The following is a 20,580-nucleotide window of genomic DNA, read 5'->3' as shown; positions in this document are numbered from 1 at the left end:
CCCCTTACGCTTCAGAGCGTAAGGGGTATTCTTCCTGAAAACTCCTCGCTTGCACTCCCCTTTCTGCGGTGCTATTAACAGCAATTGTGTGTCAATTTTTGTAATGAGTAATGCTATGAGCGTGATTACCCCCGTCGCGACGACGATGCGTCGGATCGCTGTGCAGGACAACCCGGCTATCGCCGCCGTTATCCGTACGGTTTCTGCCGAATATGGCCTGACGGCTGATAAAGGCTATACGGTTGCTGATCCAAATCTGGACGAGCTGTTCCAGCTTTACAGCCAGCCGGGCCATGCCTACTGGGTTATTGAGCAGAATGGCCAGGTGGTGGGCGGCGGCGGCGTTGCTCCGCTCAGCTGCAGCGAGCCGGATATCTGCGAGCTGCAGAAAATGTATTTCCTGCCATCAGTTCGCGGGCAAGGCCTGGCGAAAAAACTGGCGCTGGTTGCACTCGAACATGCCCGCAATCAGGGTTTTACACGCTGTTACCTCGAAACAACCGCCTTCCTCAAAGAGGCCATCGGCCTGTATGAACATCTGGGCTTTCAGCATATCGATGCGCCGCTGGGCTGCACCGGCCACGTCGATTGCGAAGTCAGGATGCTGAAAACGCTGTAAATACTTTTGCTGCCCTCTTCTGTTAAGCGGTGGTTAACTGAATGCTCTACACTCTCAGTTCACACCATAACGGGGGAAACACGATGTCGAAGATAAAAAGCTACGCCGCACCGCAGGCGGGTGCAGAACTTGAACTGTACGAGTACGATGCGGGCGAACTAAAAGCGGAAGACGTCGAAGTACAGGTTGATTACTGCGGGATCTGCCACTCGGACCTCTCCATGATCGACAACGAATGGGGCTTTTCAAGCTATCCACTGATCGCCGGACACGAAGTGATTGGCCGCGTCGTGGCGCTCGGCAGCGCTGCGCAGGACAAAGGCCTGAAAGTGGGCCAGCGCGTGGGTATTGGCTGGACGGCACGCAGCTGCGGTCATTGCGACGCCTGTATCAGCGGCAACCAGATCAACTGCCTTGAAGGCGCCGTTCCAACCATCCTCAACAAGGGCGGTTTTGCCGATAAACTGCGCGCCGACTGGCAGTGGGTCATTCCGCTGCCGGACAGCATTGATATCGAATCCGCAGGCCCGCTGCTGTGCGGCGGCATTACCGTCTTTAAACCGCTGCTGATGCACCATATCACCGCCACCAGCCGTGTGGGTGTGATTGGTATCGGGGGGCTCGGTCATATTGCCATCAAACTGCTGCACGCGATGGGCTGCGAAGTGACGGCATTCAGTTCTAACCCGGCGAAAGAGCAAGAAGTGCTGGCGATGGGGGCGGATAAAGTGGTGAACAGCCGCGATCCAGACGCGCTGAAAGCACTGGCGGGTCAATTCGATCTGATCATCAACACCGTTAATGTCGATCTCGACTGGCAGCCGTACTTTGAAGCACTGGCCTACGGCGGTAACTTCCATACGGTAGGTGCCGTGCTGAAGCCGCTGCCGGTTCCGGCGTTTACCCTGATCGGCGGGGATCGCAGCGTGTCCGGCTCTGCAACCGGCACGCCGTTCGAGTTGCGCAAACTGATGAAGTTCGCCGGGCGCACGAAAGTATCGCCAACCACCGAACTCTATCCGATGTCGAAAATCAACGAAGCGATCCAGCACGTGCGTGACGGCAAAGCCCGTTACCGTGTGGTGTTGAAAGCAGATTTTTAATGTGACACACCCCTCTCCCACAGGGAGAGGGCGCAAACACTAAAAACGGTAACGATTGTTACCGTTTTGCTTCTACCATGGCCTTAAACACCTCTGCCACCGCAACCGCTCCCGGATCCATTACCCCATCCAGATTCTCTTTATTCACATACGACGAACGTCCCGCGCCCGCTTTGCCCATTCTGGCCGTTGCCTCTGCGCCCTGCTGTGCCGCCTGCGCCGCCGCCTGAAGATCGTTTTTCTGTAACGTCTCCAGCGCCGGCTGTAGCGCATCGATCAGCGTGCGATCGCCGAGATCGGCCCCGCCATACTGCTTCATCTGTGCCAGCCCGCTCAGCAATGCATCCGCAAGCGATTGTCCGTCATGCAGCTTTTGTCCGGCTGCCGTGAAAAAGATCGACATTAATACGCCACTCGATCCGCCCATCACCGTTGCCAGCCGCTCGCCCACCAGCAGAAGTAATGTCGACACGTCGTTAAGAGGAAGGTTGTTCTCCTCCAGACGCTGCGCAATCTCCCGCGCCCCTTGCGCAAAGGTGGATCCGGTATCGCCATCCCCCACTTTCGCATCCAGCGCGTTCAGACGGTTTTCCAGCTGAATCAACGTCTTTGTCACCACAGAGACATATTCGCCCACCTGCGGATTTGCGGACGGGGTAAACTCCACGCGGTCATGGATCGCGCTATGTTCCTGGGTACGCAGCGGGGCAAACGCCACCGGCTTCTGCCAGCCCAGCGTCTCAACCTCTTCATGAAGGGCTTTTTCGAACAGATCGTTTAGCTTCAGCAGCGTCAGCGAAAAGCCCTTCATATCCAGGGCGCTCACCAGCGGTGCCGGGCCAATCAGGTACGCCAGGTTATCTTTCAGTGCCGAGTGGGCCAGCTCTTTGGTGAGCAGAGCCATCTCAAGCGCTGATACGCCCCCCAGGTTATTGATCAACACTGCGAAGCGCCCGTCACCCGCCTTCGCCTTGAGCGGCGTCACCAGCGTGTCGATAATCGCTTTACTGTTCTGCGTATCCACGACGGAAGCCCCCGGCTCACCATGAATGCCCAGACCCAGCTCGACATGACCTTGCTTAATGCGCCCTTCTTCCTCGTCGCTTCCCGGCAGATTACACGTTTGCATTGCAACGCCCAGGCTCCAGAGGTTATCGCAGGCCTGTTGCGCAATATCACGCACTTCACTCAGCGATTTTCCGTGCTCTGCGGCATAACCCGCGATCTTATGAACCAGCGCCGTACCGGCAATGCCGCGCGGCTGTTTGTTGTCCGGCAGCGCAATATCGTCTGCCACAATGACCATCTCCACCTTCAGGCCGTAGCGTTTCGCCTTTTCTGCCGCCAGACCAAAATTCAGGCGGTCACCGGTGTAGTTTTTAACGATCAGCAGGCAGCCACGGTCGCCCGTCACCGCCACAATGGCATTCAGCACCGCATCCACGCTCGGCGAGGCGAACAGATCGCCGCACACTGCTGCCGTCAACATACCTTTGCCGACAAACCCGGCGTGTGCAGGCTCGTGGCCGGAACCACCACCGGAGATCACCGCCACGCGGCTCTTGTCCCAGTCGCTGCGGGCCACAATGCGAATGGCAGGATCAACATCAAGCTTGACGAGGTTACCGTGCGGAGCAGAAATCAGAATGCCTTCTATAGCATCGTTGACCAGTTGTTTGCGATTATTAAAAAAGAATCTGGACATACATTCTCAACTTGTTGTGAACCGTATGCAAAAGCATAGTCCGCGCTGGGTAATACGCCGCAAAGTAAGGAATTTTTAACGCCATTTTGCCGTCAGGTTGCCTATACTCCACCCAGGACTAAGAGAGGATGAGTATCATGAGTACACCATTGTTAATTGCCAGGACGCTGGAGAAAGAGCTGTTTTTACTGCCTGCGATGGCGAACCGTCACGGCCTGATCACCGGCGCCACCGGGACGGGGAAAACCGTTACCCTGCAGAAGCTGGCCGAATCGCTCTCTGAGATTGGCGTGCCGGTCTTTATGGCCGATGTAAAAGGCGATTTAACCGGTGTGGCTCAGGAGGGGGCACCCTCAGAAAAACTCCTTGAGCGTCTGAAAAATATCGGCGTCAATGACTGGACGCCGCACAACAACCCGGTAGTTGTCTGGGATATCTTTGGTGAGAAAGGTCATCCGGTACGTGCCACCGTCTCCGATCTTGGCCCGCTGCTGCTGGCCCGTCTTCTGAATCTCAACGATGTCCAGTCCGGGGTGTTGAACATCATCTTCCGTATTGCCGACGATCAGGGGCTGCTGCTGCTCGATTTCAAAGATCTGCGCGCCATTACCCAATACATCGGCGATAACGCTAAATCCTTCCAGAACCAGTACGGCAACATCAGCAGTGCCTCCGTGGGGGCCATTCAGCGCGGGTTACTGACGCTGGAGCAACAGGGTGCAGAGCATTTCTTCGGCGAGCCGATGCTCGATATCAAAGACTGGATGCGCACTGACAGCAACGGCAAAGGCATCATCAACATTCTGAGCTCAGAGAAGCTCTATCAGATGCCGAAACTCTACGCCGCCAGCCTGCTGTGGATGCTCTCTGAACTTTACGAACAGCTGCCGGAGGCGGGCGACCTTGAGAAGCCGAAGCTGGTGTTCTTCTTCGACGAAGCGCACCTGCTGTTCAACGATGCGCCGCAGGTGCTGCTGGACAAGATCGAGCAGGTTATCCGGCTGATCCGCTCCAAAGGCGTCGGCGTGTGGTTTGTTTCGCAAAACCCGTCGGATATCCCCGATAACGTGCTGGGGCAGCTCGGTAATCGCGTCCAGCACGCCCTGCGCGCCTTTACGCCAAAAGATCAGAAAGCCGTCAAAGCTGCCGCACAAACCATGCGCGCGAACCCGGCCTTTGATACCGAAGCGGCGATTCAGGCGCTGGGTACCGGTGAAGCGCTGATCTCCTTCCTGGATGCCAAAGGCAGTCCGTCCATTGTAGAACGCGCCATGGTGATTGCCCCTTGCTCACGAATGGGGCCGGTAACGGACGATGAGCGCAACGGCCTGATTAACCACTCCCCGGTTTACGGGAAATACGAAGATGAAGTAGATCGCGAATCTGCCTTCGAGATGCTGCAAAAAGGGGTACAGGCCACCACCGACTCGCAGGACGCCCCACCCGCCAGGGGGCAGTCAGTCGCGGTGGATGACGGCATTCTGGGCGGGCTGAAAGACATTTTGTTTGGCAGTACCGGGCCGCGCGGCGGCAAGCGCGATGGCGTTGTGCAGACAATGGCGAAAAGCGCCGCGCGGCAGGTCACGAATCAGATAGTGCGCGGCATGCTGGGGAGTTTGTTAGGCGGTCGCCGCCGGTAGCGGAGCAACCCACGGCCGTCCCAGCGCCGAGCCCTGCACACCGTGCTCATGCAGATAGCGGTCAATCTCCACCATCCCCGTCCAGCGGTTCTCACACCACAGCGGTGCCAGAAGCGTTGGACGGCGGGCGCTGGCGGAGATACGGTGATAAACAATTTCGGGCGGCGTATGACGGATCATCTCCCCTGCCGTTACCGTATACTCGTCGAGTGCGATGCCGTTTAACCGCCCGGCTTGCCAGGCTTTGGCCATAATGCTGCCCTGCACAATATGCAGCGGGTGCAGCTTGATCCCGTCCACGCCTGTCTCAACGACTTTTTCCAGCGTCTCCAGGCCATGCTGCTGCCCTTCTCCCGGCAGGCCGACAATCAGATGCGTGCAGACTTTCAGGCCACGTTCGCGGGCCAGGCGGGTGGTGCGCTGATAGCAGGCAAAATCATGGCCGCGATTAATACGGTGCAGGGTTTTGTCATGCGCGCTTTGCAGGCCTAGTTCCAGCCAGATCTCATAGCCCTGCTCTTTATACTCGCTGAGTAAATCCAGCACCGCGTCGGGCACGCAGTCCGGACGCGTACCGACACACAGCCCGACAATGTTCGCCTGAGCGACCGCCTGTTGATACATCGAACGCAGCACCTGCACTTCCGCCCATGTGCTGGTGTAGGCCTGGAAATAGGCCAGATACTGCTTTGCCCGGTTCACAAGACGGGCCTGATGCGCGAGCTGTTCCGCGATAGATTTATGCTGCTGCGCCTCGTCCGCAAAGGAGGCCACGTTACAGAAGGTGCAGCCGCCGCGCCCGAGCGTACCATCGCGATTCGGGCAGCTAAAACCGCCATGCAGCGTCAGCTTGTGAACCTTTTGCCCGTAGCGCTGCAAAAGATCCCCACCAAACATATTGACTAATTTCTGTAACTGCATAATCTGATAGACCGTCCCGAAGAAAGGGGACAAGCCTGCCATTTTTAGCCACCATCGGCGATGACCTGGATCAATCGCCCTGGCTGGCCTTTATCTATTTGAATAACTACTCAAGATTACTGCAATTTCATTCACGCCAAACGTGATTACTTTTCCTTATGTTCTGATTGTTTTTTTTATTTATAACGCCAGCACTGAAAAACAGTGACTTTATGCGGGTTTAAACCACACAGCAGTTTATTATCCTGTAAAAAAACCGCCATTCAGCACGCTGCATCAATAATACCGCTTTCATATAGTGAGTCAGATCACACTCCGCTGCGACTTCGCAGGGCGCTTAGCGGTTGTAAAAATAGTTAAATATCTTTTATATACAATGGATTACCTTCTCTATAGCACATTTTTGTATAAATAAGATTGCCATTTGACCTGTGTACCAATTCCCGATAAGTTGGAAATCCGCTGGAAGCTTTCTGGATGAGCGGCCTGCTCATCATATTTATGCAGTAATTGAGATTCCCTCTGAAGCAAGTCCTCAAACTTGTTTACCTGCGCGAAAGGATGAAAAGAGGGCGAATGCGAGGTCCGCGTATGAAACGCAAACCCCGTCGCCATGCTCTTTCTGTGCCTGTGCGCCACGGTTCAGTGGGAAGCCCGACGAGCCTGGGGAGGTTCACTGATATGTTGTACGATAAATCCCTTGAGAAGGATAACTGTGGTTTCGGCCTGATCGCCCACATAGAAGGCGAACCTAGCCACAAGGTAGTGCGTACTGCTATTCACGCACTGGCCCGTATGCAGCACCGTGGTGCCATTCTTGCCGATGGTAAAACCGGCGACGGTTGCGGCCTGCTGCTGCAAAAACCGGATCGTTTCTTCCGTATCGTGGCGGAAGAGCGCGGCTGGCGTTTAGCCAAAAACTACGCTGTCGGTATGCTGTTCCTGAATCAGGATCCTGAAAAAGCTGCCGCCTCACGCCGCATCGTTGAAGAAGAACTTCAGCGTGAAACCCTGTCTATTGTCGGCTGGCGCGATGTGCCAACCAACGAAGGGGTGCTCGGTGAAATCGCCCTCTCCTCGCTGCCTCGTATTGAACAGATTTTTGTTAATGCGCCTGCGGGCTGGCGTCCACGTGATATGGAACGCCGTCTGTTTATTGCCCGCCGCCGCATTGAAAAACGTCTCCAGGACGACAAAGAGTTCTATGTCTGTAGCCTCTCGAACCTGGTGAACATCTATAAAGGTCTGTGTATGCCGGCTGACCTGCCGCGCTTCTACCTGGACCTGGCGGACCTGCGTCTGGAATCGGCCATTTGCCTGTTCCACCAGCGCTTCTCCACCAACACCGTTCCACGCTGGCCGCTGGCACAGCCGTTCCGCTATCTGGCGCACAACGGCGAGATCAACACCATCACCGGTAACCGCCAGTGGGCGCGCGCCCGTACCTATAAGTTCCAGACCCCACTGATCCCGGACCTGCATGATGCTGCGCCGTTCGTTAACGAAACCGGCTCTGACTCCAGCTCCATGGATAACATGCTGGAACTGCTGCTGGCAGGCGGCATGGATATCGTGCGTGCCATGCGTCTGCTCGTGCCACCGGCCTGGCAGAACAACCCGGATATGGATCCGGAGCTGCGCGCATTCTTTGACTTTAACTCCATGCACATGGAGCCATGGGATGGCCCGGCGGGCATCGTCATGTCCGACGGTCGTTTTGCCGCCTGTAACCTGGACCGTAACGGTCTGCGTCCGGCGCGCTACGTCATCACCAAAGACAAGCTCATCACCTGCGCCTCAGAAGTCGGTATCTGGGATTACCAGGCTGACGAAGTGGTTGAGAAAGGCCGCGTTGGGCCGGGCGAGCTGATGGTTATCGATACCCGCGGTGGGCGTATTCTGCACTCCGCTGAAACAGACAACGATCTGAAGAGCCGCCATCCCTATAAAGAGTGGATGGAGAAAAACGTGCGCCGTCTGGTGCCGTTCGAAGATCTGCCGGACGAAGAAGTGGGCAGCCGCGAGCTGGACGACGATACGCTGGCAAGCTTCCAGAAGCAGTTTAACTACAGTGCGGAAGAGCTGGATTCCGTCATCCGCGTGCTTGGTGAAAACGGCCAGGAGGCTGTCGGCTCCATGGGTGACGATACCCCGTTTGCCGTGCTCTCCAGCCAGCCGCGTGTAATTTATGACTACTTCCGTCAACAGTTTGCACAGGTGACCAACCCGCCAATCGACCCGCTGCGTGAAGCCCACGTCATGTCATTGGCAACAAGCATTGGTCGCGAGATGAACGTCTTCTGCGAGGCAGAAGGCCAGGCTCACCGCCTGACCTTTAAATCTCCGATCCTGCTTTACTCCGATTTCAAACAGCTCACCACGCTGAAAGAGGATCACTACCGTGCAGACACGCTCGATATTACCTTCGACGTGACCGAAGCGACCCTCGAAGAGACGGTGAACGCGCTGTGTGACAAAGCGGAACAGATGGTGCGTAACGGCACCGTTCTGCTGGTGCTGTCTGACCGTAACATTGCGAAGAACCGCCTGCCGGTGCCTGCGCCAATGGCGGTGGGGGCTATCCAGACGCGCCTGGTCGATAAGAGCCTGCGCTGCGACGCCAACATCATTGTTGAAACCGCAAGCGCACGCGATCCGCACCACTTCGCCGTGCTGTTAGGCTTTGGTGCGACGGCGATCTATCCATACCTGGCCTACGAAACGCTGGCTCGTCTGGTGGACACCCGCGCGATCGACAAAGATTACCGTACCGTGATGCTGAACTACCGTAACGGCATCAACAAAGGCCTTTACAAGATCATGTCCAAAATGGGCATCTCGACCATCGCCTCTTACCGCTGCTCGAAGCTGTTTGAAGCGGTTGGCCTGCATAACGACGTGGCAAACCTCTGCTTCCAGGGCGTGGTTAGCCGCATCGGTGGAGCCGGTTTTGCCGACTTCCAGCAGGATCTGGTGAACCTGTCTAAGCGCGCCTGGCTGGCACGTAAGCCGCTGGAGCAAGGTGGTCTGCTGAAGTACGTTCACGGTGGCGAGTATCACGCCTACAACCCGGACGTGGTGCGCACGCTGCAGCAGGCCGTCCAGAGCGGCGAGTACAGCGATTATCAGCAGTATGCTGAGCTGGTGAACAACCGCCCGGCGGCCACGCTGCGCGATCTGCTGGCGCTGAACCCGGGTGATGAAGCGGTCAGCATCGACGACGTAGAGCCTGCGTCTGAGCTGTTTAAACGCTTCGACACCGCTGCGATGTCCATCGGCGCATTAAGCCCGGAAGCCCACGAGGCGCTGGCCGAAGCGATGAACAGCATCGGCGGTAACTCTAACTCCGGTGAAGGCGGTGAAGATCCTGCCCGCTACGGCACCAATAAAGTGTCCCGTATCAAGCAGGTGGCATCCGGTCGCTTTGGCGTAACGCCTGCGTACCTGGTTAACGCCGACGTCATTCAGATTAAAGTCGCTCAGGGGGCAAAACCGGGCGAAGGCGGTCAGTTACCGGGTGATAAAGTCACCCCGTACATCGCTAAACTGCGTTACTCGGTACCGGGCGTGACGCTGATCTCCCCGCCGCCGCACCACGATATCTACTCTATCGAGGATCTGGCGCAGCTGATTTTCGACCTGAAACAGGTCAACCCGAAAGCGATGATTTCCGTGAAGCTGGTTTCCGAACCGGGCGTCGGCACCATCGCGACCGGTGTGGCGAAAGCCTATGCGGATCTCATCACCATTGCCGGTTATGACGGTGGTACCGGCGCAAGCCCGCTCTCTTCCGTGAAATACGCGGGTTGTCCGTGGGAGCTGGGCCTGGTGGAAACCCAACAGGCTCTGGTGGCAAACGGTCTGCGTCATAAGATCCGTCTGCAGGTGGACGGCGGTCTGAAAACCGGCCTCGACATCATCAAAGCGGCGATTCTGGGTGCGGAAAGCTTCGGCTTTGGTACCGGCCCGATGGTTGCGCTGGGCTGTAAATACCTGCGTATTTGCCACCTGAACAACTGTGCGACCGGCGTTGCAACCCAGGACGAGAAGCTGCGTAAGAACCACTATCACGGCCTGCCGTTCAAAGTGACAAACTACTTTGACTTCATCGCCCGTGAAACCCGCGAGCTGATGGCGCAACTGGGTGTAAAACGTCTGGTGGATCTGATTGGCCGTACCGACCTGCTGAAAGAGCTGGACGGTTTCACTGCCAAACAGCAGAAACTGGATCTGGGCAAGCTGCTGGAAACGGCCGAGCCGCATCCGGGTAAAGCGGTCTACTGCACCGAGAACAACCCGCCGTTCGACAATGGCGTGCTGAACGCGCAGCTGCTGCAGCAGGCGAAGCCATATGTGGATGAGAAGCAGAACAAAACGTTCTGGTTTGATATCCGCAACACCGACCGCTCTGTGGGTGCGTCGCTCTCTGGTTACATCGCGCAAACGCACGGCGATCAGGGGCTGGCAGCGGATCCGATCACCGCGCACTTCAGCGGTACGGCGGGTCAGAGCTTCGGCGTGTGGAATGCCGGCGGCGTTGAGCTGTACCTGACTGGCGATGCTAACGACTACGTCGGTAAAGGCATGGCGGGTGGTCTGCTGGCGGTGCGTCCTCCGGTGGGCTCTGCATTCCGCAGTCACGAAGCCAGCATCATCGGTAACACCTGCCTTTACGGCGCGACCGGTGGCCGTCTGTTTGCCGCGGGCCGTGCGGGTGAGCGTTTTGCGGTGCGTAACTCCGGTGCTATCACCGTGGTGGAAGGCATTGGCGATAACGGCTGTGAATACATGACGGGCGGGATTGTTTGCGTGCTGGGGAAAACCGGCGTGAACTTTGGCGCAGGCATGACGGGCGGTTTTGCATACGTCCTGGATGAAGATGGTGAGTTCCGCAAACGCGTGAACCCAGAACTGGTGGAAGTGCTGGACGTTGATACGCTGGCGATCCACGAAGAACACCTGCGCGGTTTGATTACCGAACACGTGCAGCATACCGGTTCTTCGCGCGGCGAAGAGATCCTGGCGAACTGGCCGGCGTTCTCTGCGAAATTCGCGCTGGTTAAACCGAAGTCCAGCGATGTTAAAGCCCTGTTGGGTCACCGTAGTCGTAGCGCAGCAGAGCTGCGTGTGCAGGCGCAGTAAGGAATTCAGATGAGCCAGAACGTATACCAGTTTATCGACCTGCAGCGTGTTGATCCGCCAAAGAAACCGCTGAAGATCCGTAAAATTGAATTTGTAGAAATCTATGAGCCGTTTTCAGAAGGCCAGGCCAAAGCACAGGCAGACCGCTGCCTGTCCTGTGGTAACCCTTACTGTGAGTGGAAATGTCCGGTCCATAACTACATCCCTAACTGGCTGAAGCTGGCCAACGAAGGGCGTATTTTTGAAGCCGCCGAGCTTTCTCACCAGACCAACACCCTGCCAGAAGTGTGCGGCCGCGTGTGTCCGCAGGACCGTCTGTGTGAAGGCTCCTGTACGCTGAACGACGAGTTTGGCGCGGTGACCATCGGTAACATTGAGCGCTACATCAACGATAAAGCGTTTGAGATGGGCTGGCGTCCGGATATGACCGGCGTGAAGCAAACCGATAAGCGCGTGGCGATCATCGGCGCGGGTCCGGCGGGCCTGGCCTGTGCGGATGTCCTGACCCGTAACGGCGTGAAGGCGGTGGTCTTTGACCGTCATCCGGAGATCGGCGGCCTGCTGACCTTCGGTATCCCGGCCTTCAAGCTGGAGAAAGAGGTTATGACCCGTCGCCGTGAAATCTTCACCGGCATGGGCATTGAGTTCAAACTGAATATAGAAGTGGGCCGCGACGTGCAGCTCGACGATCTGCTGAAGGATTACGACGCCGTGTTCCTGGGCGTGGGCACCTATCAGTCCATGCGTGGCGGACTCGAGAACGAAGACGCGCCAGGCGTGTACGACGCGCTGCCGTTCCTGATTGCCAACACCAAACAGATCATGGGGTATGGCGAAACGGCTGACGAGCCTTACGTCAGCATGGAAGGCAAACGCGTGGTGGTACTGGGCGGTGGTGACACCGCGATGGACTGCGTGCGTACCTCCATTCGTCAGAACGCGGCGCACGTAATCTGTGCTTACCGTCGTGACGAAGAGAACATGCCGGGCTCAAAACGCGAAGTGAAAAACGCGCGTGAAGAGGGCGTGGAGTTCCAGTTCAACATCCAGCCTCTGGGTATTGAAGTGAATGCCAACGGTAAAGTGAGCGGCGTGAAGATGGCGCGCACCGAGATGGGTGCCCCGGATGCCAAAGGCCGTCGTCGCGCGGAGATCGTGGCTGGTTCTGAGCACGTGATCCCGGCTGACGCGGTCGTCATGGCGTTCGGTTTCCGTCCTCACAGCATGGAGTGGCTGGCGAAGCACAGCGTTGAGCTGGATTCGCAGGGTCGTATTATCGCGCCAGAAGGCAGCGACAATGCGTTCCAGACCAGCAACCCGAAAATCTTCGCCGGTGGTGATATCGTTCGTGGTTCTGACCTGGTGGTGACGGCAATTGCCGAAGGCCGTAAGGCGGCAGACGGTATACTGAACTATCTGGAAGTGTAAAAAATGGCCCGGCGATTGCCGGGCCAACTTTTATTTTTTAAGCAGTTGCCAGGTTAAATCGGTCTCCAGCGCGGTTTGATCCGAAATATGGTTAAACGCGCTGTCATTGAGCACCGGGAAAATGGTGACGGTAAAGTTCATCTGCTGGCCGCTGGGTACCCTGCCGTTTTCAACCGCCACGACAGCCTCGTTATTGCGGATATAGAGCGATGACCCATTATCAGTATCCGGCGTAAAATTCACCTGATCCGTTGTTTTCCCTACGTTGTAGCTTTTACCATCCAGCGTCAGGTTGCTGACCTTTATCGCCACACCACCGTTCTGACCAAACTGAAAACGCCCTTTCTGACCAGAAGCCCCCTGTAACAGCGTCGCCATCTGCTGTTTTTCCGGGCAATAGACGCTGACATTTATGTCTTTTTCCGGCATTTTGTTCCAGCTCTGCTGGCTGGTGACAATGCTGTCACGCCGCATCTGGTGATAATCCACAACCGGCTGAGAGAGCGTTAGCTGACAATCGTCAGCATAAGAAAGGCACGGCAAAGCAAGCAGCAATAGCGCAGCCAGACGTTGAATGTTCATCGACATACTCCGTTAACTTCTTCGTAAAACGCGTCTTCGTCGTGCTTTTCAGAAAGCGTAAAATCAAGTTTGCACAGACGGTTATTGTCATCATCAACGGCATAAAGCGCGCTAATCTGATCGGCATCGTTCAGGAAGACATGTCCGTCATCAACCACCGTCACCACGTAGTTATTTTTATCATCCACCACCGACAGACCTTTCGTCAGCGGCTTCCCGTCGGCCTGCTTAATACGTAACATCACGCGGCGGCTGTTCAATACTTTAAAGCTCACTTCGCTTACCGAGCCATGTGCAGCAGCAATATATTTGGTTCCGTTCGCCAGGGTCATGCTCTGCGGTAGCTTGTTCGCATCCACTTCGATACGTGAGTTACGCCATTCAGTCAGGCCGGGAATGACAGCCTGGCCCCAGCGGTCGGTCCAGACGGTGCCCTGCGGCGTGGTGATCTCAACGCCCGCTTTCGGTTCGCTGAGTCTGGCGATGGCAAACGTGTCCTTGATGGAATACGGCGAGAAGGTCACACCGTCTTTGTGCATCGCAATGCCGCCAGACAGGGTCGCATTGTAGTTACGCTGATGATCGCCGCTGGTACCGCCCCCAACGCTTAGCTGGGTGTAGTGAAGATTAGTGTTGATGTTGCCGTTGAAGCTGTTTTCCTGCGATTCGTCATCACGATCGGCAGAAATATAGTAGTTGGTGTTCTCCCCCAGCGACCCGCTGTTCGCCAGACCATAGCTGGTGCTGTCGCCCTGCTTACGCATATACGAACTCAGGCTCTGCGAACCGCCTAACGGAATGCTGAGGTTGATATAGAGCAGATCGTCGTCCTGGTCGTCATCCGTGCTGCCCACTGCGCTTTGCCAGTTCACGTTGATTGAAGCGTATTTGAAGGTTTTTCCCCACGACAGAAGCAAGTAGCGGGAATCTTCGCCGTCTCCTGCGGCCTGGTTGTAGCTCAGGCCCGCACTAAATGCCCCGGCCAATTCTGTGGACCACCGTACGTTGGCCGAATAACTGTTGTCATAGCCCTGATAATCATCATCCATGGCATCTGCGAGTTCACGATAATCACCGCTGTAATGCGCCACGCTGGCAGACAGGCCGACATTCTCAGTCAACGAGTAATCGCTCTGGAGTTCGTTTTTGATACCGTTATCACTGTCGCCAAATTGCGCGTTGCTGGCGGCCATACTGGTAGAGACGTTCCAGCCATCGGTAACCATAAATTCTGTGCGCGCCCCCGCGGCCTGGTAATCTTCGGCCACCACGCCGGAGGCAAGCAGGTTCATCCAGGGGAAAATTCGCCAGCCATCGGATACGTTGAACACCAGCGGATCGCTGTAGTCACTGTCTATACCACGCACCTGGCCCGCCGAAACGGTCAGGCCGTTTGGTTTTGAAAGATTTCGGGCTTTTACGGATGCGGCGGGAACAATGTAGCGGTTGGTCGAACCGTCGGACTCCACAACGGTGATGTCAAGATCGACGTTGTTACGGACCATCGGGACGTCATCCAGCGTGAACGGGCCCGCCGGTACTAACGTGTTAAAAATGAGTCTTCCGTTTTGACGCACTTCAACGCGCGCCTGCGAGGTTCGGGCAATACCGGATACGCTCACCCCCGAACTGTCTTTCTGCAGACCGCTGGTCGGCATTAACTGCACACCGGTAATCGGGACGCCGCTTAACACATCTGACATGGCGTTAATTTCCCCCACCTGCATGGTCAGGCGTTGAGGAACAAACACATGCTCTGCGTAGGTATAAATACTCTCTGCGTTTCGGTTGCCGTCGTCATCCGTCAGGATATAGCGGCTGCGTAGCGACCAGTCCATCGCGTTGAAGCCCGCCTCCAGACTTGCCTGTGAGTAACGGTTACTGCTGCTGTCACTTCCGCTGTATTCGTTTTTGGTGCTGAAGAGCGAGTAGTTAAGCATGCCTGCCGTGCCGCCATGCTGGAAATTTTTGACATCAGCGCTCAGGCTGTTAAGTGCTTCCGCTGGCAGATAAAGCTCGACCGCTTCCTGGTTTGGCAAGGGATTGATCACCGCCTGAGCGTAATCGCTACGCAGATCATGGCAGGTCTCATTCGCCTTTATGGGCACCGGCATGAGACCTGCAAATTCCAGGAAGTCGTTATCAACGCACATCGTTCCGTCTTCACTGAAGCGTACGGCTGCTGTTCCGCGATCGTTACCGTTCACTTTGACAGAAACGGAATGCGTCCCCGGTAAAAAGCGCGGCGCTTGTGCAAAATAGCGGTTTAGATCGGCCCCAAGACCACGTGATTTCAGGATATCAGTATCAAACGTCACCTCCCTCGCGTGGAGGGAGGGAGCATCAAGCAACATCAGAGGTATTGCGCTATAAATCACAGCGCGCACAAAAAGTGCAAGTTGGCTTTTTTTACGCACCGCCATAATCCTTTATTTTTTATTGAGATCCGAGATAAAGCTGGGCACTTCGACCCCATAGCGGCTGGCCGGGAAAAACTTCACTTTCGTGTTTCCACTGACGGATTTGCCCATAGAAACCGTCATGGTTTCACCGGGTAAAATGTAGGTTTTGGCAAGCGATCCGCTGATGCCTGAAGGCTGCAGCACCACGTTCTGTGCCAGACGCACAACATATTTGCTTGGGTTTTTTACCGTGACGGACGTGCCTGACGCGGTCCAGTCGAGGAATTTCCACGCATCGGTTACCACGGCCAGCTTCGCAGGGCGAATCAGCACGGGCAGGTCCTGACGAATATTGATGCCAATTTTCACTTTATTGTCATCGCTCTTCGGCGGGATCCCTTCAAAGGTCACACGCTTGTAGTGCTCAACGTCCAGCGGTTTGCTGGTTTGCAGGATGAAGCGCAATTGCTGAGTCTGACCGGGCTCGAGACGTACCACGGGCTGAGTGGTGACAAGTTTCAGGCCTTTATCATCTGGCAGATCCACCACGTCGGTGTACAGCAGCGACGGATGGCTATCGGTATTTTTGACGTTGATGGTGCCACTGTGGGTCGCTTCATCGATCACCAGCAGACTGGTTTCTGGCACCATACCGGCTGCATGTACGCCAAACTGCGCAGAGAATAAAGCTGCGGCAGCGAGTGTTTTAAATAAAACCTTTTTAGAGCATGTCATATGTATATTCCTTGAAAGCACTACTTAACATTCCGTGTTGATGGCGCTTATTTTTGAGAGAAAGCGTATTCCCTCTGCATTAAATTTAACTCACTTTAAATTTGAAAGAATTACAGATACTTTAGGCTGATCGTCAACTGACCATCCAGCCGGGTATCATCGGTAATGGCAAGCGTTGTGGTATTCTGAATAGCCAGAGACGTTACCAGCGGAAATGTTGCTGTCTGGAAAGCAAGTGGGTCAATACTTCCCGCTAATGCGACGGTAATATTACGATTATTTTCACCCTGACTTGAACCATCAGTACTCTTAGCCCAGGTCGTTGAGCCATTCTGCTGATATATTGGATCGACAGATTTTCCGTCTGCAGTAACGCTATTCACCTTCATAAACATGGCATAAGAGCCAATATTTACCGTGCCTGCTTTGCCAACGCCATAGGTCTGGTTAGTCGCACTCTGTGCCCCACCCGTAAATGTACCGGCAGAAACGGTTAATCCTGCGTTAGAATCGGCGCGATCGTCTATCATATTCCAGGCCACTTTTGTTGCTGCCGTGCAGGTGATGGTGAGATCGATATTCCGTTGCCCTAACTGGTTCACCGCCGTAGAGGACAATTCACCTAAGCGGATATTCCATAGTCCACCACGCCGCCATTGCTAAATTCAGGAGTACAGGCCGAGGCTGTCAGCGTCCCTTTAATTTTCAAAATCGCGGTTTCAGCGGCAAACGTAGAGTTTGCGCAAAGGAATAATGCTGTAGCCAATAGAATTTTTTTCACGAGTTAATCCATAACTTATGATTTATAGAAAATAAAATTCGACTGATTCCATCCTTGTTAGTCGCTATTACCTCCGTTTGCAAAATGCATGGTGCGATAATATAGAAATGATAAATACATGCAACTTAGGTTTATTAACTTTTCTTTTTAGATTTACTCAAACAATAGCCAGGATTTATAAAACAGAGGTTTCCAGATCTTTTTAGACCATTTATATTCAGAATAATTATTGCTTGCGATGATTTATTTTTTATGGCTTTGTATTCCAAAATTTCTGTCATATAGAATAAAGCATTGCTCTGTCTTAATTTTGTACAAATCTATACATAGAAAAAATATCCGTTCAACAGGCGCTTAATCATTACATAGGCAAAAAAAATCCAGCCGACTGAGGAGGGCTGGATTTTATAATGGATGACGCTTATTTTACCACTCTGAGAGCCGGACGCCCGCCGCGTGGTGGCGGATCGTCATCAGGATCGTTTTCATCCTGGCGGTCAGGTTTGTCGCCGTCGATAACCGACATCACCGTGTCGCTGTCTCGCTCCCCGGTTGCATCGTCTTCATTCAGGCTGGCAACGTCTTCATCGTAAGCCGCTTCCGGCTCGAACATCGTACCCGCGCCGTTTTCCCGCGCGTAGATAGCCAGCACCGCGGCCAGCGGCACGGAAACCTGACGTGGTACGCCGCCGAAACGCGCGTTAAAACGCACTTCGTCGTTCGCCAGTTCAAGATTACCCACCGCACGGGGGGCAATGTTCAAAACGATCTGTCCGTCACGCGCGTATTCCATCGGAACCAGCACGCCCGGCAACGTCACATCCACAACCAGGTGCGGCGTGAGCTGGTTATCCAGCAGCCATTCATAGAAGGCGCGCAGCAGATACGGACGGCGTGGTGAAAGTTGTGACATTTCCACAGTCATTAGCCCCGGCCGAGACGCATTTCACGTTCCGGTTCAGTTAAGGATGCCAGGAAGGAGTCGCGTTCAAAGACGCGGGTCATATAGCCTTTCAGCTCTTTTGCGCCCGGGCCGCTGAATTCAACGCCAAGTGTCGGCAGGCGCCACAGCAGCGGTGCCAGGTAGCAGTCCACCAGGCTGAACTCATCGCTCAGGAAGAATGGTTTCTGGCCGAACACAGGGGCAATCGCCAGCAGCTCTTCACGCAGTTGTTTACGTGCAGCGTCTGCTTCTGAAGCAGAGCCGTTTTCGATCACGTTCATCAGCGTGTACCAGTCTTTCTCGATACGCTGCATGTACAGGCGGCTTTCGCCACGCGCAACAGGGTAAACAGGCATCAGCGGTGGATGCGGGAAACGCTCATCCAGGTATTCCATAATGATACGGGATTCCCACAGGGTCAGCTCGCGATCCACCAGCGTTGGTACACTTTGGCTCGGGTTGAGATCGATCAGATCCTGAGGTGGGTTATCCTTTTCCACATGCTCGATCTCAAAACTGACACCCTTCTCGGCCAGCACGATACGAACCTGATGGCTATAAATGTCAGTAGGACCAGAAAACAGCGTCATTACCGAACGTTTGTTGGCAGCGACAGCCATGAAAACCTCCAGGTATATTCAGAATTTTTACTGCTACCGGCCCGGTGGGGCCAGCCAGATGATGTAGCGCCCATCCCAGAGAAGACACATTGTTCAAGAATCGAACAAAAATCGAGTATTCACCGATATTTGGGCAGAAAATTGGATGATAGTTTACCAGATTTTGATGGCTTTGTGGTGAGGGGATTCTGGAAATGCGGAAAAAGAGGAGATATATGCATTGATAATGTGGATAACCTGAGCATTACCCATAAAAAAACCCGCCGAAGCGGGTTTTTCGCCAATCGTTCTGCGTGAGCAGGAAATGATTAACGTTTGGAGAACTGTGGACGACGACGTGCTTTACGCAGACCCACTTTCTTACGTTCAACCTGACGAGCGTCACGAGTAACGAAGCCAGCTTTACGCAGTTCAGAACGCAGGGATTCGTCGTACTCCATCAGAGCGCGGGTGATACCGTGACGGATCGCACCTGCCTGACCGGAGATACCACCACCTTTAACGGTGATGTACAGATCCAGTTTTTCTACCATATCAACCAGTTCCAGCGGCTGGCGAACTACCATGCGGGCAGTTTCGCGACCGAAGTACTGTTCCAGAGAACGCTGGTTGATTACGATTTTACCGTTGCCCGGTTTGATGAACACGCGAGCTGCGGAACTTTTGCGGCGACCAGTGCCGTAGTATTGATTTTCAGCCATTGCCTATAATCCCGATTAGATGTCAAGAACTTGCGGTTGCTGTGCCGCGTGGTTGTGCTCGTTACCTGCGTAAACTTTCAGTTTACGGAACATAGCACGACCCAGCGGGCCTTTTGGCAGCATGCCTTTAACCGCGATTTCAATCACACGCTCAGGACGGCGAGCAATCATCTCTTCAAAGGTCGCTTCTTTGATACCACCGATGTGGCCAGTGTGGTGGTAGTACATTTTGTCTTCGCGCTTGTTGCCGGTTACAGCAACTTTTTCTGCGTTCAGAACGATGATGTAGTCACCAGTATCAACGTGCGGAGTGTATTCCGCTTTGTGCTTACCGCGCAGGCGACGAGCCAGTTCAGTAGCCAGACGGCCCAGAGTTTTACCGGTCGCGTCAACAACATACCAGTCGCGTTGTACGGTTTCTGGTTTAGCTGTAAAAGTTTTCATTAAAAGCTTACCCAAATAATAAGTTACACGTTGGTGAACACCCAAACGTTTAGTCAGTTGAGGTTCACACGACAAAGTCCGGCAAACCTACCCCTTCGAATAGCTCATGCCGACACATAGAAAGTTTCGGGAAAAAAACCTTCTCGTAACGTGGGGTCGCAAGATTATAGAGAAGTTGAGGTCAAAGATCGACCCTTAAATGTGATTTGGAATGGGTTTTTCGGGGGGCGAGTTTTTGCGGTCCGGTGCCCTCACCCCCAGCCCCTCTCCCACGGGGTTGAGGGATCCCCAGTAATTTTTTACCGAAAGCGACGAAAGTTGTTTCAGGAAAATGAATGACTTACAGCGACGCCCTGGTCCGGCTGTAAATCGCTGAGGCGTTTCCTGCAGGCCGGGGCGAGGCGCATGGATGCGCCGAGAGGGCGGATTTACAGGGATGTTACCTCCGCCCGTCCCCGATAAGCCGGAAGGAATAAGCCGAGGGCACCGCGAAGCGGCGATTTACCGCCGGGAGCCCGGGTCGCCAGGGTGGTGGCGACTGAGCCACCCTGGCACGTTCACGGGCTATGTCGTTACAGAGTAGCAAGGAACATAAAGTGAACGGAATGACCTCTACAGCCATATGTTCCCCCTCACCCCAACCCTCTCCCTCAAGGGCTGAGGGATCCCCAGTAATATGGTCATGCCACCATGACCATATTACTGTACTCTTTTCCCAGCTTTTTCATCTCGTTAACTATATTCAGCCGTCTCACTTTCCCGGGCTCATGCCGGATGACTTCTTCTGCCAGACTCAGGTATGACAGCACCCGTC

General features: G+C 54.7%; 14 protein-coding genes and 1 pseudogene. 5 read left to right on the top strand and 10 right to left on the bottom strand.

Annotated elements, in window-relative coordinates; genetic code table 11:
• Positions 1–115 precede the first annotated feature (115 nt).
• Positions 116–619, top strand: coding sequence for a GNAT family N-acetyltransferase (locus PUZ33_RS03605; protein WP_058680249.1), 504 nt, complete (start codon positions 116–118; stop codon positions 617–619).
• A gap of 83 nt (positions 620–702) precedes the next feature.
• Complete coding sequence (gene ahr, locus PUZ33_RS03600) at positions 703–1,722, top strand: NADPH-dependent aldehyde reductase Ahr (RefSeq protein WP_038420701.1); 1,020 nt, start codon at positions 703–705, stop codon at positions 1,720–1,722.
• 58 nt (positions 1,723–1,780) lie between these two features.
• Here the strand turns inward: ahr and PUZ33_RS03595 are convergent, their stop codons facing one another.
• Positions 1,781–3,427 (bottom strand): dihydroxyacetone kinase subunit DhaK, encoded by a 1,647-nt coding sequence (locus PUZ33_RS03595; RefSeq protein WP_038420702.1) that lies wholly within the window; start codon positions 3,425–3,427, stop codon positions 1,781–1,783.
• 137 nt (positions 3,428–3,564) lie between these two features.
• On the opposite strand from PUZ33_RS03595, the gene PUZ33_RS03590 reads away from it, so the two are divergent.
• Entirely contained in the window at positions 3,565–5,067 is a 1,503-nt protein-coding gene (locus tag PUZ33_RS03590; protein WP_013098956.1) for a helicase HerA-like C-terminal domain-containing protein, read from the top strand.
• Here the strand turns inward: PUZ33_RS03590 and PUZ33_RS03585 are convergent.
• Positions 5,047–5,988 carry a TIGR01212 family radical SAM protein gene (locus PUZ33_RS03585; protein WP_095908469.1) on the bottom strand — a complete coding sequence of 314 codons (942 nt, stop codon included), beginning with the start codon at positions 5,986–5,988 and terminating at the stop codon, positions 5,047–5,049. The two genes, PUZ33_RS03590 and PUZ33_RS03585, sit on opposite strands and share 21 nt — an antisense overlap.
• A 681-nt stretch (positions 5,989–6,669) precedes the next feature.
• Between PUZ33_RS03585 and gltB the strand changes: the two genes are divergently transcribed.
• A complete protein-coding gene (gene gltB, locus PUZ33_RS03580; protein ID WP_058680248.1) occupies positions 6,670–11,130 on the top strand; it encodes a glutamate synthase large subunit in 4,461 nt (1,486 codons plus the stop codon).
• A gap of 9 nt (positions 11,131–11,139) precedes the next feature.
• Entirely contained in the window at positions 11,140–12,558 is a 1,419-nt protein-coding gene (gene gltD, locus PUZ33_RS03575) for a glutamate synthase subunit GltD (RefSeq protein WP_058680247.1), read from the top strand.
• A 30-nt stretch (positions 12,559–12,588) separates the two neighbouring features.
• On the opposite strand, the gene PUZ33_RS03570 is transcribed toward gltD, so the two are convergent.
• The 8 genes and pseudogenes from PUZ33_RS03570 to rplM all read right to left on the bottom strand — a co-directional run bounded on the left by PUZ33_RS03570 (position 12,589) and on the right by rplM (position 19,766).
• Positions 12,589–13,140, bottom strand: a complete 552-nt coding sequence (locus tag PUZ33_RS03570; RefSeq protein ID WP_013098960.1) for a membrane protein — start codon at positions 13,138–13,140, stop codon at positions 12,589–12,591.
• Positions 13,137–15,563, bottom strand: coding sequence for a fimbrial biogenesis outer membrane usher protein (locus PUZ33_RS03565; RefSeq protein WP_058680246.1), 2,427 nt, complete (start codon positions 15,561–15,563; stop codon positions 13,137–13,139). The genes PUZ33_RS03570 and PUZ33_RS03565 overlap by 4 nt, the downstream gene beginning before the upstream one ends.
• Positions 15,564–15,569: 6 nt before the next feature.
• Complete coding sequence (locus PUZ33_RS03560; protein WP_045902600.1) at positions 15,570–16,277, bottom strand: fimbria/pilus chaperone family protein; 708 nt, start codon at positions 16,275–16,277, stop codon at positions 15,570–15,572.
• A 110-nt stretch (positions 16,278–16,387) separates the two neighbouring features.
• A pseudogene (locus tag PUZ33_RS03555) lies at positions 16,388–17,058 on the bottom strand (DUF1120 domain-containing protein).
• Between the two features lie 421 nt (positions 17,059–17,479).
• Positions 17,480–17,977 (bottom strand): ClpXP protease specificity-enhancing factor, encoded by a 498-nt coding sequence (gene sspB, locus PUZ33_RS03550; RefSeq protein ID WP_013098964.1) that lies wholly within the window; start codon positions 17,975–17,977, stop codon positions 17,480–17,482.
• 5 nt (positions 17,978–17,982) lie between these two features.
• Positions 17,983–18,621 carry a stringent starvation protein SspA gene (sspA, locus tag PUZ33_RS03545; RefSeq protein WP_013098965.1) on the bottom strand — a complete coding sequence of 213 codons (639 nt, stop codon included), beginning with the start codon at positions 18,619–18,621 and terminating at the stop codon, positions 17,983–17,985.
• A 308-nt stretch (positions 18,622–18,929) separates the two neighbouring features.
• On the bottom strand, positions 18,930–19,322 hold the full coding sequence (gene rpsI, locus PUZ33_RS03540) for a 30S ribosomal protein S9 (RefSeq protein WP_000829818.1): 393 nt from the start codon (positions 19,320–19,322) through the stop codon (positions 18,930–18,932).
• Between the two features lie 15 nt (positions 19,323–19,337).
• Complete coding sequence (gene rplM, locus PUZ33_RS03535; RefSeq protein WP_013098967.1) at positions 19,338–19,766, bottom strand: 50S ribosomal protein L13; 429 nt, start codon at positions 19,764–19,766, stop codon at positions 19,338–19,340.
• Positions 19,767–20,580: the final 814 nt, after the last annotated feature.

The sequence above is a fragment of the Enterobacter cloacae complex sp. 2022EL-00981 genome (assembly GCF_028737495.1).
In the GTDB taxonomy this organism is placed as follows: Bacteria; Pseudomonadota; Gammaproteobacteria; order Enterobacterales; family Enterobacteriaceae; genus Enterobacter; species Enterobacter cloacae.
This window is presented reverse-complemented; position numbering and strand designations above follow the sequence as displayed.

Excerpts from the sequence above, each read along its gene's own strand:
- PUZ33_RS03595 (WP_038420702.1), bottom strand. The coding sequence starts at position 3,427 with ATGTCCAGATTCTTTTTTAATAATCGCAAACAACTGGTCAACGATGCT.
- PUZ33_RS03590 (WP_013098956.1), top strand. The coding sequence starts at position 3,565 with ATGAGTACACCATTGTTAATTGCCAGGACGCTGGAGAAAGAGCTGTTT.
- PUZ33_RS03565 (WP_058680246.1), bottom strand. The coding sequence starts at position 15,563 with ATGGCGGTGCGTAAAAAAAGCCAACTTGCACTTTTTGTGCGCGCTGTG.
- ahr (WP_038420701.1), top strand. The coding sequence starts at position 703 with ATGTCGAAGATAAAAAGCTACGCCGCACCGCAGGCGGGTGCAGAACTT.
- gltD (WP_058680247.1), top strand. The coding sequence starts at position 11,140 with ATGAGCCAGAACGTATACCAGTTTATCGACCTGCAGCGTGTTGATCCG.
- PUZ33_RS03570 (WP_013098960.1), bottom strand. The coding sequence starts at position 13,140 with ATGAACATTCAACGTCTGGCTGCGCTATTGCTGCTTGCTTTGCCGTGC.
- rpsI (WP_000829818.1), bottom strand. The coding sequence starts at position 19,322 with ATGGCTGAAAATCAATACTACGGCACTGGTCGCCGCAAAAGTTCCGCA.
- gltB (WP_058680248.1), top strand. The coding sequence starts at position 6,670 with ATGTTGTACGATAAATCCCTTGAGAAGGATAACTGTGGTTTCGGCCTG.
- PUZ33_RS03605 (WP_058680249.1), top strand. The coding sequence starts at position 116 with ATGAGCGTGATTACCCCCGTCGCGACGACGATGCGTCGGATCGCTGTG.
- PUZ33_RS03560 (WP_045902600.1), bottom strand. The coding sequence starts at position 16,277 with ATGACATGCTCTAAAAAGGTTTTATTTAAAACACTCGCTGCCGCAGCT.
- PUZ33_RS03585 (WP_095908469.1), bottom strand. The coding sequence starts at position 5,988 with ATGCAGTTACAGAAATTAGTCAATATGTTTGGTGGGGATCTTTTGCAG.
- sspA (WP_013098965.1), bottom strand. The coding sequence starts at position 18,621 with ATGGCTGTCGCTGCCAACAAACGTTCGGTAATGACGCTGTTTTCTGGT.
- rplM (WP_013098967.1), bottom strand. The coding sequence starts at position 19,766 with ATGAAAACTTTTACAGCTAAACCAGAAACCGTACAACGCGACTGGTAT.